This window comes from Vibrio sp. CB1-5 (assembly GCF_059412285.1).
Genome location: NZ_JBJHPB010000018.1, coordinates 86,061 through 98,939 on the forward strand (window position 1 = coordinate 86,061; position 12,879 = coordinate 98,939).

General features: G+C 47.4%; 13 protein-coding genes and 1 pseudogene. 8 read left to right on the forward strand and 6 right to left on the reverse strand.

Annotated features, from left to right (window positions below):
- Nucleotides 1-3: 3 nt before the first annotated feature.
- Nucleotides 4-1,689, reverse strand: a complete 1,686-nt coding sequence (locus tag ACJB0T_RS13855; RefSeq protein ID WP_479293226.1) for an electron transfer flavoprotein-ubiquinone oxidoreductase — start codon at nucleotides 1,687-1,689, stop codon at nucleotides 4-6.
- Nucleotides 1,690-1,804: 115 nt separating this feature from the next.
- On the opposite strand from ACJB0T_RS13855, the gene ACJB0T_RS13860 reads away from it, so the two are divergent.
- The 6 genes and pseudogenes from ACJB0T_RS13860 to ACJB0T_RS13885 all read left to right on the forward strand — a co-directional run bounded on the left by ACJB0T_RS13860 (nucleotide 1,805) and on the right by ACJB0T_RS13885 (nucleotide 5,190).
- Nucleotides 1,805-2,554, forward strand: coding sequence for an electron transfer flavoprotein subunit beta/FixA family protein (locus ACJB0T_RS13860; RefSeq protein ID WP_479293227.1), 750 nt, complete (start codon nucleotides 1,805-1,807; stop codon nucleotides 2,552-2,554).
- A 19-nt stretch (nucleotides 2,555-2,573) separates the two neighbouring features.
- Nucleotides 2,574-3,042: pseudogene (locus ACJB0T_RS13865) on the forward strand (electron transfer flavoprotein subunit alpha/FixB family protein); the annotation flags it as partial.
- 41 nt (nucleotides 3,043-3,083) lie between these two features.
- Nucleotides 3,084-3,518: an electron transfer flavoprotein subunit alpha/FixB family protein gene (locus ACJB0T_RS13870; protein WP_418643008.1), complete on the forward strand. Its 435-nt coding sequence runs from the start codon at nucleotides 3,084-3,086 to the stop codon at nucleotides 3,516-3,518.
- A 462-nt stretch (nucleotides 3,519-3,980) separates the two neighbouring features.
- The gene (locus ACJB0T_RS13875; RefSeq protein WP_479293229.1) at nucleotides 3,981-4,379 is read left to right on the forward strand and encodes an ACT domain-containing protein; all 399 of its coding nucleotides are present in this window, start codon (nucleotides 3,981-3,983) and stop codon (nucleotides 4,377-4,379) included.
- Complete coding sequence (locus ACJB0T_RS13880; RefSeq protein ID WP_479293231.1) at nucleotides 4,372-4,809, forward strand: NUDIX hydrolase; 438 nt, start codon at nucleotides 4,372-4,374, stop codon at nucleotides 4,807-4,809. The genes ACJB0T_RS13875 and ACJB0T_RS13880 overlap by 8 nt, the downstream gene beginning before the upstream one ends.
- Before the next feature lie 15 nt (nucleotides 4,810-4,824).
- A complete protein-coding gene (locus tag ACJB0T_RS13885; protein ID WP_479293232.1) occupies nucleotides 4,825-5,190 on the forward strand; it encodes an MmcQ/YjbR family DNA-binding protein in 366 nt (121 codons plus the stop codon).
- A 183-nt stretch (nucleotides 5,191-5,373) separates the two neighbouring features.
- Here the strand turns inward: ACJB0T_RS13885 and ACJB0T_RS13890 are convergent, their stop codons facing one another.
- The 5 genes from ACJB0T_RS13890 to ACJB0T_RS13910 all read right to left on the reverse strand — a co-directional run bounded on the left by ACJB0T_RS13890 (nucleotide 5,374) and on the right by ACJB0T_RS13910 (nucleotide 10,320).
- On the reverse strand, nucleotides 5,374-6,516 hold the full coding sequence (locus tag ACJB0T_RS13890) for a dihydrolipoamide acetyltransferase family protein (protein ID WP_479293234.1): 1,143 nt from the start codon (nucleotides 6,514-6,516) through the stop codon (nucleotides 5,374-5,376).
- On the reverse strand, nucleotides 6,513-7,541 hold the full coding sequence (locus ACJB0T_RS13895) for an alpha-ketoacid dehydrogenase subunit beta (RefSeq protein ID WP_479293236.1): 1,029 nt from the start codon (nucleotides 7,539-7,541) through the stop codon (nucleotides 6,513-6,515). The genes ACJB0T_RS13890 and ACJB0T_RS13895 overlap by 4 nt, the downstream gene beginning before the upstream one ends.
- Entirely contained in the window at nucleotides 7,534-8,628 is a 1,095-nt protein-coding gene (gene pdhA / locus ACJB0T_RS13900) for a pyruvate dehydrogenase (acetyl-transferring) E1 component subunit alpha (RefSeq protein ID WP_479293238.1), read from the reverse strand. The genes ACJB0T_RS13895 and pdhA overlap by 8 nt, the downstream gene beginning before the upstream one ends.
- Before the next feature lie 360 nt (nucleotides 8,629-8,988).
- Nucleotides 8,989-9,381, reverse strand: a complete 393-nt coding sequence (gene gloA2, locus ACJB0T_RS13905; protein WP_479293241.1) for an SMU1112c/YaeR family gloxylase I-like metalloprotein — start codon at nucleotides 9,379-9,381, stop codon at nucleotides 8,989-8,991.
- 9 nt (nucleotides 9,382-9,390) lie between these two features.
- Complete coding sequence (locus ACJB0T_RS13910) at nucleotides 9,391-10,320, reverse strand: LysR family transcriptional regulator (RefSeq protein WP_479293244.1); 930 nt, start codon at nucleotides 10,318-10,320, stop codon at nucleotides 9,391-9,393.
- A 166-nt stretch (nucleotides 10,321-10,486) separates the two neighbouring features.
- Here ACJB0T_RS13910 and ACJB0T_RS13915 point away from each other — a divergent pair, with 166 nt between their 5' ends.
- The gene (locus ACJB0T_RS13915) at nucleotides 10,487-11,683 is read left to right on the forward strand and encodes a glycine C-acetyltransferase (RefSeq protein WP_479293246.1); all 1,197 of its coding nucleotides are present in this window, start codon (nucleotides 10,487-10,489) and stop codon (nucleotides 11,681-11,683) included.
- A 60-nt stretch (nucleotides 11,684-11,743) separates the two neighbouring features.
- Complete coding sequence (tdh, locus tag ACJB0T_RS13920; RefSeq protein WP_418642975.1) at nucleotides 11,744-12,775, forward strand: L-threonine 3-dehydrogenase; 1,032 nt, start codon at nucleotides 11,744-11,746, stop codon at nucleotides 12,773-12,775.
- The last annotated feature ends 104 nt before the right edge of the window (nucleotides 12,776-12,879 follow it).

Consider the following 12,879-nt stretch of genomic DNA (forward strand, 5'->3'; position numbering starts at 1 on the left):
TGATCACATTCCACGATAGCTTGGTCCTCCACCGCCTTCAGGTGATGTCCAGTTAATGTTTGCCGATGGGTCTTTTATGTCGCAGGTCTTACAGTGAAGGCAGTTGGTCGCGTTGATTTGCAACTGTGGTTGTCCGTCGGAATTGATGATTTCATAGACACCTGCTGGGCAGTAGCGCTGACTCGGTTCGTTGTATTGGGGTAGGTGGGTCTCGATAACCAGATCTGGATCATGCAGAAGAAGATGACACGGCTGGTTTTCTTCATGCTGCGTACCAGAGAGAAACAGCGAGGAAGGTTTATCAAAGCTTAGTTTGCCGTCTGGCTTAGGGTAGTCGATGGGCTTGGACTGTTTGACTCGATCTAGGCAGGCATGATCTTCCGTAAGATCCTGCACTTTCCATGGTGCAGATCTTTTGAATAGCTTTGGCCACCAGTTTTGTTCGACTACATTGACTAGCCCGCCAATGGGTTCACCAAACCGATGAAGGTTAGCACCAAAATTTTGGGTGCTTGCCAGCTCATCATAAAGCCATGAAGATTCAAATTCACTTTGATAGTCAGGCTCACGTTCTGGTTGCGGTGCCACTAGAGACTTAAATACTGCTTCTCCCGCCAACATACCTGATTTCATAGCCGTGTGGCTGCCTTTAATTTTCCCCATATTGAGCGTACCAGCGTCACAGCCAATGAGCAGGCCACCGGGAAACTGTTGTTTCGGTAGTGAACGCAATCCCCCCTTGGCAATGGCTCTTGCCCCAAAACATAAACGCTCGCCATCGGACAAATATTTGGCAATAGCTCGATGATGTTTAAAGCGTTGGAATTCTTCAAAAGGATTGAGATGAGGGTTGCGGTAATTGAGGTCGATAATCAAACCAACCGCAACCTGGTTATTGGGTAAGTGGTATAAAAAGCTACCACCAGTGCTGCCCGTTTCATTGAGTGGCCAACCTACACCGTGGACAACGTTTCCTTGTTTATAATGCGGATGGTCTTTTGGCAGTTGCCATAGCTCTTTAAATCCAAGCGCATAGTGTTGGGGCTGCTTGTCATGGTCGAGAGAATACTTGTCGATGAGTGATTTACCTAGATGACCGCGAGCTCCTTCCGCAAAAATGGTGTATTGAGATATGAGATCAATACCGGGCTCGAAGTTAGATTTTTTCTCTCCGTTTTTGTCGTGACCCATGTCAGTGGTTTGCACACCAACCACGGTGTTCGCTGAATCATATAAGACCTTACTCGCTGCGAAACCAGGAAAGATTTCGACTCCTAACTGCTCTGCTTGATCTGCTAACCATCGACATAAATTACCAAGGCTTATGACATGGTTGTCTGAGCTGTTTTTTAAACTGTTCGGGGTCAGAAATTCAGGTATTACGACATGATTAAGGTAAGTGGTGAGATACAAACATTCATCATTGGTGACGGGGTTTTTAACTGGAGCGCCGAGGCTTGCCCAACCGGGGCAAAGCTCATCTAATGCACGAGTTTCAAAAACGGCACCGGAGAGTATATGCGCACCGACTTCAGCCCCTTTTTCTATCACGCAGATTGAAAGTGGCTTTTCTTGCTGCTGCAATTGAGCTAGTCGAATGGCAGCCGAGAGCCCAGCGGGGCCCGCACCTACAATCACCACGTCAAATTTCATTGATTCTCTTTGCATGTTGTACACCTTGGTTGCCATCCATCGGATCTTAAAGATGTTACGTATAACTATAGTGCAGTTGACGTAAACGTAAACTTGGCTAAGCTCATTTTATAACCACTTTATGGCGTTTGAGTTCAAAACAGGAGGGTGTATGAAGGTAATAGTGGCGGTTAAACGTGTCATCGATCCCTATGCAAAAATCCGAGTAAATGCCGATGGGTCTGGGGTTGAAACCAACAATATGAAGATGTCGATGAACCCATTTTGTGAGATTGCAGTCGAAGAAGCGATTCGGTTGCGAGAGGCGGGTGTTGCAACGGAAGTCGTTGTCGTCAGTATCGGTGATATTGCTGTTCAAGAGACACTTCGTAATGCACTTGCCTTAGGGGCTGATCGCGCCATTCATGTTGAAACCGAGTCAATGTTAGAGCCTTTAGCCGTGGCAAAAGTGCTTAAGCAAGTTATGTCACAAGAATCGCCTCAATTGGTGTTAGTGGGCAAACAATCTATTGATACTGACAACAACCAAGTTGCTCAGATGCTCGCCGCTCTGACTGATCGTCCACAAGGTACATTCGCATCGAAACTTGTTATCGAAGGAGATGCTGCATTAGTGACAAGAGAAGTGGATGGCGGATTGGAAACATTGAGTTTGCAGTTACCAGCGATTATCAGCACTGATTTACGCCTCAATGAACCAAGGTATGCCTCTTTGCCCAACATAATGAAAGCGAAAAAGAAGCCGCTAGATGTCGCTCCCATTGAATCATTAGCGGTTGATATTGAGTCGCGTCAAGAGGTGTTAGAAGTGATGGCTCCGAAATCACGCGCACCGGGTCAATCGGTAGCGAGTGTCGACGAGCTGGTGGATAAGCTCCGTAATGAAGCCAAAGTGCTTTGACTAAGGGGGAGGGTAAATCATGGATAGTAAAACATTGGTCATTGCTGAGCATGATAATAGCAATATCGCCGCAGATACGCTGAAAACGCTACATGCTGCAAGCCAGATAGGCGGTGATATTGCTGTTCTTGTGGTAGGCAACAAGGTTACAGCAATAGCGGAAAGCTTATCAAAAGTGAAGGGAGTAACGCAGGTATTCCGTGTCGATGCCGAGCAATTCAAACATCCCACCGCTGAAGATGTCGCTCCTATTATTGTTGAGTTGAGCGAGGTGTTTACTCATTTTCTTGCACCAGCAACAACATTTGGCAAAAACCTTATGCCGACAGTGGCAGCGCTGCTGGATGTTGGGCAGTTGTCAGACGTTATTCAAATCGAATCACCCGATACTGTTATTCGTCCGATTTATGCCGGCAACGCGCTAGCGAGAGTAAAGTCCAACGATTCCAAGTTGGTGATGACGATTCGTGGCTCAGCGTTTGATTCAGCGAGTACGGATAGCCAAGAAAATGCATCAGTTGAAGCGCTTGTGTCAAAGACTTCTCAACAAACCCTGGCTAGCTTTATTGATTCTCAACAGACGGTATCAGAGCGCCCCGACTTGTCGTCAGCAAAAGTCGTTATATCAGGAGGTCGAGGTCTAGGCAGTAAAGAAAACTTTGCTCTCGTTGAGCGCTTGGCCGACAAACTGGGTGGTGCCATTGGCGCATCAAGAGCTGCGGTCGACGCCGGTTTTGTTTCTAACGACCTGCAAGTAGGTCAGACGGGCAAAATTGTCGCTCCTGAGCTCTATATTGCTATTGGTATCTCCGGAGCTATTCAGCACATGGCGGGAATGAAGGACTCGAAGGTTATCGTGGCAATTAATAGTGACCCGGATGCAGCGATCTTTGAGGTGGCAGACTATGGGTTAGTTGGAGACTTATTCGAAATCATGCCGGAGCTGATTGATAAGGTGCCTTAGCCTATCTTTCGTTGTTCAAACATACTATCTGAAAGGGCTAAGGTTTGTTGCAAGCGACCTTAGCCTTCTTGTTTGTCGCTTTCCTTTAATGTTTTGGCCGCGTAGCGAACCGCAAAAACACACATCAACATCATAATAAAGGGTATCGAAGCCAAAGACATTTCGACCCACGAATACTCAGCAAAGAACTTTGACAACAAAAGATGTGACACTATGTTGAGCACAGCAATAGCGATTGCGACAACGAGTAGCTTTGATTCTCGATTCAAAACGAACAGCTTCCTATCTAGATTACTATTTTTGAATTGGAGCCAGTGTTCCAATTTATCTGAAGGCTGCGACTATATCATACGGACGACGGTGGTTTCGTGATGGTGCAAATACTTTGAAGTGTTGATGCTTGCCGTAGGCGTTTTCGAAGCGCAACATGTTGAAAATGTGTGGAAACGCTTAGGGCAAACGATGTCAGGAATTACCGATTTAGAACAGTTACTCGCATCAATGGAGCCACGTTTAGTCGATGGGGAATTTGTGTTTTGTACAGTGAAAGGCTCACTGGCTGAATACCTTATGCTCGATATCTTAGGTTCGTTTAAAGAACAGGAAGGCTTGACTCTAATACTTCCAAAGCTTCAGGCAGAGCAAGCTGAACTCGACTATGAAGGGGTGTTTAGAATGATCACTTTGAACGTTCACTCCAGTCTTGAAGCGGTCGGCTTAACGGCAGCGGTGTCCAACAAACTTGCGGAGCGGAATATTAGCGCTAACGTGGTAGCAGCCTATTATCATGACCATATCTTTGTCCAGTCTTCCAAAGCAGATGCGGCGCTCGCTGCGCTTAAGGAGTTCCTAAGTGAGTAAACCTATTCGAGTAAAAGCAGTCTGTCTTTGTCGATATGATAGAAAAATACTGCTGGCGGAAGGTTATGATCCGACAAAAAATGAGCACTATTTGATGCCGATTGGTGGCGGGGTTGAGTTTGGAGAGCTTGCTGAACAAGCAGCGATTCGTGAAGTTCGCGAAGAGATAGGTGCGGATGTCTCAGACTTAAACTTACTTGGCGTGAGTGAGAACAGGTTCACGTTCGATGGCGTTCCCGGACATGAAGTGGTTTTTGTCTTCGAAGGTATTCTTGTAAAACCCGATCTTTATCAGAAAGAACGTTTTAAGGGCATAGAGACGAATGGCGTTGAGTTTACCGTAAGATGGGTGCCAGAAGAGGACGTGATCAGTGGATCGATTCCCGTATACCCAGACGGTATTCTGTCTATGCTACAACCGACGAGTTGATGAAAAGGAGATTCAATGAAATACGATGAGTTTAATGAGTATTGTGGTTCCTTTACCGCTACCTCACATGTGATTCAGTGGGGAGATGCACACGTGTGGAAAGTGGGCGGAAAGGTGTTCGCGATTGGTGGCTGGAGTAAGGAGGGGAGTGAGGCTTATATCTTCAAAACTTCGGATCTCAACTTCGATTTTCTTTCCGATCATGAAGGATACAGACCGGCTCCTTACTTTGCTAATCGTGGAATGAAGTGGATTCAGCAGACAGATACCAGCGGTCATTTAGATGAGGAGCTTCGTTACTACATCAGCGAGTCATACAAAATTGTGTCTAAGGGGCTTAGTAAGCGAAAGAGAGTGGAGTTAGGGATTGTTGTGGAGTGATGAAGTTACTCTAGGAAGCCACTTATAATTTAGACTCGTCATCTTCACGTAAGTGAAGATCTTCCAAAGCGTTTGACTTACCAAAGTACGCAGACTAATTCACGTAAACAACCTCTTAATCACGCTGTACCAGATTCCCTTTTGCAAGCGAATGACGGACACTTTCCACAGTGTCCTTTGTCATTACAAACCTTGCTGTAAGTGCTCCACCAACACCTTAACAAAGCGAGCAGCTTCACCACCTGTGCACGCTCTATGGTCAAAAGTTATCGAAAGCGGTAAAGCTTTAACTCCAACCGCTTGTCCATCCCGCATTATTACTTTCTCAATAATTCGACCCGCACCCACGATCGCGACCTGAGGTGGTGTCACCACGGGTGTCGCGAATATCCCTGCGATAGCACCAAAGTTAGACAGGGTGATGGTGGCGTGTTGCAACTGCTCTCGTCCAATTCGTCTGGCTCTTATGCCTTGGACAGTTTCATTTAACCAGTGTCGGATGCCAGCTTGATCGTATTCATTGGCGTTTCTGAGCACTGGGACATACAGCCCATGGCTACTGTCTACGGCAATACCAATGTTTACGTTGGAATGGACGCATCGGGTCATGGTTTCTGCGTCGAACCACGCATTAAGAGCGGGCTCTGTTTGGCATGCGTGCACCACGGCTTTGATAAGCCTTCCTGAGATGTCTTCGTTATTTTGCCAGTTGTCTAGCATAGCTTCTTCAGTGATGGTGACAGAAGCAACGGAGTGGTGCGACTGCGACATAGTGCCAACCATGGTTCGACGTGCGCCTTTAAGAACTTCCGTGCCGGGTGCTTGTTTGTCTATTTGATCGTAAATGTCATTGTCTGTGATCACGCCATCTTGGCCACTGCCTTTGACGCGAAGCAGATCGATTCCGAGCTTCTTCGCTAGCAGCCGAGCAGAGGGCATGGCGGTAATCGCGTTTTCCTCTGCGTTGTGGTGCGCCGCGCCAACCCAAAAGTCATCGACCTCAACGTGATGTGTGTGGTTGGACACATTGCCGACAACGGTTGCTGCATCATTGTTGCTTGATGAGTCACTAAGGTTAGCACCTTCCGTGACCGCCTCTTCGATTTCAATCAATAGGCTGCCAATACTGATGACATCGCCTTCTTCGCCATAACGTTTGACTATTTTTCCGCTGTACGGCGCGGGAACTTCGACAACGGCTTTAGCGGTCTCAACGGTAAGGATGACTTGGTCTAAGTCGACATCGTCGCCGACGTTCACATGCCATTCGACAATCTCAGATTCTGCGAGTCCTTCCCCTAAGTCTGGCAATAAAAATGACTTCATTTCCAACCCTCCACTAGCTCTCTTGCTGCTTGTACGATGTCGGTCTCTTGGATCAAAAAGTAGTCTTCATTTTTGTAGTAAGGCATCACGGTATCAAGGCCGGTTACTCGCTTAGGCGGCGCTTTGAGCATGCACATGGCTTGCTCTGAAGTTCGAGTAATGATCTCTGCGCCAACGCCGCAGCTTCTGCTGGCTTCATGAACGACCAATAAACGCCCGGTTTTCTCAAGTGATTTTAATATCGTTTCCATATCAATGGGTTTGATGCTCGCTAGATCAATCACCTCCACTTCGATACCAGCTTTAGACAGTGTATCCGCGGCCTGAAGTGACTCAACAACACATGCTCCCCAAGTCACAAGCGTTAAATCCCGCCCTTTGCGAAGGGTGTAGCAAGTATCAAGAGGCAGGGCTTCACCATTATCAACCACATTCGATTTAACGGTGCGATAGATGCGTTTGGGCTCGAAGAACATAACCGGATCGTTGCAGCGTATTGCCGATAGCAACAAACCGTAGGCGCGTTGCGGTGATGACGGGATAACAACCCTCAGGCCTGGAATATGAGCAAACAGTGCTTCGACACTTTCGGAGTGATGTTCTGGCGCATGTATGCCACCGCCAAATGGCGCGCGAAACACAATTGGGCAAGAGAGGCGCCCGCGGGTGCGATTGCGCATTCGAGCCGCATGACAAATGATGTGTTCCATCGCAGGAAACACGAACCCCTGAAACTGGAATTCAGCAATAGGTCGCAGCCCTTGAGTTGCCATACCTACCGCAACGCCGCCGATGAGTGCTTCGGCGAGGGGGGTATCGATAACGCGCTTAAGCCCCAAACGTTCTTTAAGACCAACGGTAGCGCGGAATACGCCGCCGTTATCGCCAACGTCTTCTCCAAGCAGTACAACGCGTTTGTCTCTGCCCATTTCATGATGGAGTGCTAAATTCACCGCATCGACCAGCGTGGATTCTACTGAGGCGATAGGGCTTGCTAGGGGTTCAATATGCAGTTGATCAGCCATGTTGTCCTCCTTGCATGCGCATCGATTTGTTGATGAGTTCATCGCGCTGCGGACGAAGTTCTTTGGTGGGTTGCTCGTAGAGATAATCAAACGCGGTTTCTGGTGCTTGAGGTGGGGTATTGAGATAGCGAGCGACGGCTTCCTCAACCAGTACCTTGCTTTCCGTGACGAGCGAAGTTTCATCGGAATCTTGCCACCAACCTTGAGCTTCCAATAAGGTCTTGAGTCGTTGAATTGGCTCATACTCCCAAGCGGTATCAAGTTCGTCATCGCTTCTATAACGCGTGGCGTCATCGGCGGTGGTGTGATCGCTGAGTCGATAGCTTATCGCCTCAATCAGCGTAGCACCTTTACCTTTGCGCGCATTGGCAATGGCGACGCCGATTGCATCTAACATGGCGACGACATCATTACCATCGACTTTGAGTCCAGGAATGCCAGCGCCTTGGGCTTTATCAGCGAGGAATTCTGCCCCGCATTGCAGTGCCCTAGGGACTGAAATCGCCCATTGATTGTTGTTCACCACAAAGACCAAAGGAATGTTCCAAGCTCCGGCGCAGTTAATAGATTCTAGAAAATCGCCTTTTGAAGTGGCGCCATCACCGCACGTCACCAGCGCGACATCGTGATGGCCTTTGATCTTCAGTGCCGCTGCGACGCCTACGGCGTGGGTGCACTGAGTCGCTATAGGGACACAAAAAGGGAGGTCGGTACAGGGATTCTCGCTATTGGTGAATTCAAAATTGCTGCCGCGTTCATCACCCCCCCAATATTGCAGGTTTTTTTCCATGGGAATGCCACGAACCCACATGGCGGGCATGTCACGATAGTAGGGGATGAAAACATCTCGGTGAGACAGGGCGTGGCCAATGGCGATCCCTATTGCTTCGGCACCAAGGTGCGAAGGGTAGGTGCCGAGTTTACCGGTGCGTTGAAGGGCAACGGCTTTAGCATCGTACGTTCTTGCGACTACCATGTCGCGGTACAGCTTCTTTAGGGTTGCTTCGTTAGCCCAATCGGGTAGTGGGCTAACTAAGTGTCCTTGGTAGTCGATAAAACGATGCATGGGTAATGCTTGTACGTTCATCTCGAACTCCTTTTCACATACTCTGGATAAGAGTGATGTCGATAAGGCTGAAACCAGTACGTGTTTATACGCAATGTTTCAAACGCTTGGATACCATAAGTGTAAACAAATTGTTAAATTTTGCTTCAAAAGAGAAATGGGTTTTTAGTAAATAAAACCTTACAGGGCTAGTCTGTGGATGTTAAGTGCTAATTATTGAGCTAAGAGCAGTGTAATATTCTAGATTTTAAAGGATGAGATCTTTCGAACTGAAATATGATTCTGAATGAGAATTTGGAGAAAAACGTATAAAGTCGTCGAGGTTTGAGCAAAAAAGACCAATGGTGTTGGCCTTTTTATCGTCTGTTGATGAAAGGGAGGTTACAATGTCACCTCTTCACAGAGCTCTAAAGGCAGTCCGTCTGGGTCTTGGAAAAAGGTGTAGCGCTTGCCTGTATATTCATCGATGCGGATGGGCTCGACTGCGATTCCATGACCGACGAGTTTGTTTACGGCCTGTTCCATATCATCCACTACAAAGGCAAGGTGCCTTAAGCCTTGTGCTTCAGGAAAGTTTGGACGTGGCGGCGAGCCAGGAAAAGAGAACAATTCAATCTGGGTACCGTCTGGCAGTTCGAGATCGAGTTTATACGAATCACGCGCCTCGCGGTAGTTCTCCTCCAATACCGTTAACCCCAAAACTTCGGTATAGAATTGCTTCGATCTTGGATAATCAGAACAAATGATGGCAATGTGATGCGTTCCTTTGAGCATGGTCGGATCCTAGTTGTGTTTGATAAGTTTAGACGGCAACTCACGGGCAACATAGTCTATGAAGACGCGCAGCCTTGCTGGCATGTACTTAGTTTGAGCGTACTGCATTGCAATCGCCCCATGATAGTTACTCTTTATTGTCCAATCAGGAAGTACAGGCACTACGCTTCCATCATCAAGTGATTCTTTTATCACGAAGTCATGAAAAATACCGATGCCCAAACCTTGTTTTACACCACTAAGACGCATTTGCGAGTGGTTAATGGCGTAACGGCCGGACACAGTGACCGTGTGAAAATCATCGTCTTTGAGAAAGTCCCATACATTGTCTCTATCGACTTCAGCTAAATAGAGGCAGTCGTGGTGTTCGAGTTCGCTGGGTGAAGTAGGCAGGCCATTAGCGGTGATGTAATCCGGACTGGCGCAAAGCACCAAGTTTGTTGGACCCAACTCTTTCATTACTAGGTTTTCATCGGGCTTGTCTGTGAGCCTAAATGCGACATCGATACCTAAATTGAGCAAATCATAGTTGCCATCGATAGCGCGCACTTTAAGTTGGATCTCTGGATACTGCTGCAAAAATGGGGCGATAAATGGCTGCAATACGGAGTTGAGAAAGGCCTCTGGTGCCGCAATGGTAAGAGAGCCACTTGGTTCAGCATGATCCGACTGAGAGACTTCAATGGCTTGCTGAGCGGCATTGACCATGAGTACGCTTTGATCATAAACCTTTCTTCCTGCTTGAGTTATGAGCAGCTTTCGAGTAGTTCGTTCAAACAGCTTTACTGATAGGGCGCTTTCAAGTCGAGTGATTGTCTTGGAGAGTGCGGAGGGTGTGACACCTAACTTCTTGGCTGCGGCGGTGAAACTGCCCTCGTTGACCACCAAAATATACGATGCTAAGTCGGGCAGGAGCGCGATAAGTTTCTGACTAAACATGATTCGTGCCTCAGATTCACTAATGGTTTTCCATGTTAAGGGATAATCGTTTTCAGCACAATGAACTAAAATGATGGCATTCGTGAGATACACCTAATCAATAGAAATTGGCACTCTCACCCCCTACATAACCTATTGATAAATAGGATTGAAAAAGGAATCTACTATGTCTGCTTCGTTTTATAAGCAAATCCAAGATCAGATTGAAGAAGTAAAAGCGGAAGGTTTGTACAAGTCTGAGCGTGTTATCACGTCTCAACAACAAGCGGCTGTTGAAATCTCAACAGGTGAAGAAGTCCTTAACTTCTGTGCGAACAACTATCTTGGTCTAGCAAACCACCCTGCGCTTATCGAAGCGGGTAAAGCGGGCATGGATAAAAATGGCTTCGGTATGGCATCGGTGCGCTTTATCTGTGGTACTCAAGACATTCACAAAGAACTTGAGCAAAAGCTGTCTACATTCCTAGGTAAAGAAGACACCATTCTTTACACGTCTTGTTTCGATGCAAACACTGGTCTGTTCGAAACTATTCTAGGCAAAGAAGATGCAATCATTTCTGACGCACTAAACCACGCATCTATTATTGATGGCGTTCGTCTATGTAAAGCGATGCGTTACCGTTACGCAAACAACAACATGGCAGAGCTTGAAGAGCAGCTTATCGCTGCGACTGAAGCAGGTGCTCGCCACAAGCTTATCGTGACTGATGGCGTTTTCTCAATGGACGGCGTGGTCGCGAACCTACCAGCTATCTGTGACCTTGCTGACAAGTACGGCGCACTGGTTATGGTTGATGATTCTCACGCAGTTGGCTTCATGGGCAAAAACGGTGCAGGTACTCACGAGTTTCACGACGTGGTTGACCGTATCGACATCATTACGGGTACGTTAGGTAAAGCAATGGGCGGCGCGTCAGGCGGCTATACTTCTGGTAAGAAAGAAGTAATTGATTGGTTGCGTCAGCGCTCTCGTCCATACCTATTCTCTAACTCTGTAGCACCGGCCATTGTTAACGCGTCTATCCGCGTTCTAGACCTGCTACAAGAAAGCGGTGACCTTCGTGAGCATCTATGGGAAAACGCAGCTCACTTCCGTACTCGTATGGAAGGCGCTGGCTTTACTATGGGTGGTGCAGACCACGCGATCATTCCAATCATGCTAGGCGATGCGAAAGTAGCGGCTGAGTTCGCTGAGCGTGCTCTAGAGAAAGGCATCTACGTCATTGGTTTCTCTTTCCCAGTTGTACCTAAGGGTCAAGCACGTATCCGTACTCAAATGTCAGCAGCACACTCACGTGAGCAACTAGATCGCGCTATCGATGCATTCATCGAAGTGGGTAAAGACATGGGTCTTATCAAGTAATCGCTCTTTCATTGATTTTTAGCCCTGAGCTTTGGCTTGGGGCACAGTTTGGTAAATATTATGAAAATCAAAGCACTTTCAAAGCTTAAGCCAGAACAAGGCATCTGGATGACCGAAGTAGACAAGCCTGAGCTTGGTCACAACGACATCCTAATCCGTATCAAAAAGACCGCTATCTGTGGTACTGACGTCCATATCTACAACTGGGATGAGTGGTCACAAAACACGATCCCTGTTCCTATGGTTGTTGGTCATGAATATGTGGGTGAAGTCGTCGGTATCGGTCAAGAAGTTCGCGGTTTTGAAATTGGCGATCGTGTATCTGGTGAAGGACACATCACATGTGGTCACTGCCGTAATTGTCGTGGCGGTCGTACTCACCTATGTCGTAATACTGTAGGTGTCGGTGTTAACCGCACGGGCGCATTCTCTGAGTACCTAGTTATCCCTGCGTTTAACGCGTTTAAGATCCCAGAAGGTATTTCTGATGACCTAGCGTCTATCTTTGACCCGTTTGGTAACGCAGTACATACAGCGCTTTCTTTCGACCTAGTAGGTGAAGATGTACTGATCACCGGTGCAGGTCCTATCGGCATCATGGCGGCAGCGGTTGCAAAACACGTTGGTGCTCGTCACGTGGTTATCACTGACGTAAACGAGTACCGTTTAGACCTTGCTAAGAAAATGGGCGTAACGCGCGCAGTTAACGTAGCGAATGAGAACCTAAAAGACGTGATGGCTGAACTAGGCATGACCGAAGGTTTCGATGTAGGTCTAGAGATGTCTGGTGTACAAGCGGCCTTTAGCTCAATGCTAGAAACCATGAACCACGGTGGTCGTATCGCACTTCTAGGTATTCCACCATCAGACATGGGCATTGACTGGAACCAAGTTATCTTCAAAGGTCTTGTAATTAAAGGTATCTATGGTCGTGAAATGTTCGAAACATGGTACAAGATGGCTAGCTTGATTCAGTCTGGTCTGGATCTAACGCCAATCATTACTCACCACTACAAGGTTGACGACTTCCAAGAAGGCTTCGACGTCATGCGCAGTGGTCAGTCTGGCAAGGTTATTCTTGACTGGGAATAACAAAAAGCGGAAGCACTCCTGATGGGGTGCTTTTTTATATCTATACGTCATACGTCATACGTCATACGTCATACGTCATACGTCATACGTCATACGTCATACGT

Bases quoted from the DNA above. Each gene is read 5' to 3' on its own strand.
- ACJB0T_RS13860 (WP_479293227.1), top strand. From the start codon at position 1,805: ATGAAGGTAATAGTGGCGGTTAAACGTGTCATCGATCCCTATGCAAAA.
- tdh (WP_418642975.1), top strand. From the start codon at position 11,744: ATGAAAATCAAAGCACTTTCAAAGCTTAAGCCAGAACAAGGCATCTGG.
- ACJB0T_RS13910 (WP_479293244.1), bottom strand. From the start codon at position 10,320: ATGTTTAGTCAGAAACTTATCGCGCTCCTGCCCGACTTAGCATCGTAT.
- ACJB0T_RS13885 (WP_479293232.1), top strand. From the start codon at position 4,825: ATGAAATACGATGAGTTTAATGAGTATTGTGGTTCCTTTACCGCTACC.
- ACJB0T_RS13855 (WP_479293226.1), bottom strand. From the start codon at position 1,689: ATGGCAACCAAGGTGTACAACATGCAAAGAGAATCAATGAAATTTGAC.
- gloA2 (WP_479293241.1), bottom strand. From the start codon at position 9,381: ATGCTCAAAGGAACGCATCACATTGCCATCATTTGTTCTGATTATCCA.
- pdhA (WP_479293238.1), bottom strand. From the start codon at position 8,628: ATGAACGTACAAGCATTACCCATGCATCGTTTTATCGACTACCAAGGA.
- ACJB0T_RS13875 (WP_479293229.1), top strand. From the start codon at position 3,981: ATGTCAGGAATTACCGATTTAGAACAGTTACTCGCATCAATGGAGCCA.
- ACJB0T_RS13915 (WP_479293246.1), top strand. From the start codon at position 10,487: ATGTCTGCTTCGTTTTATAAGCAAATCCAAGATCAGATTGAAGAAGTA.
- ACJB0T_RS13895 (WP_479293236.1), bottom strand. From the start codon at position 7,541: ATGGCTGATCAACTGCATATTGAACCCCTAGCAAGCCCTATCGCCTCA.
- ACJB0T_RS13890 (WP_479293234.1), bottom strand. From the start codon at position 6,516: ATGAAGTCATTTTTATTGCCAGACTTAGGGGAAGGACTCGCAGAATCT.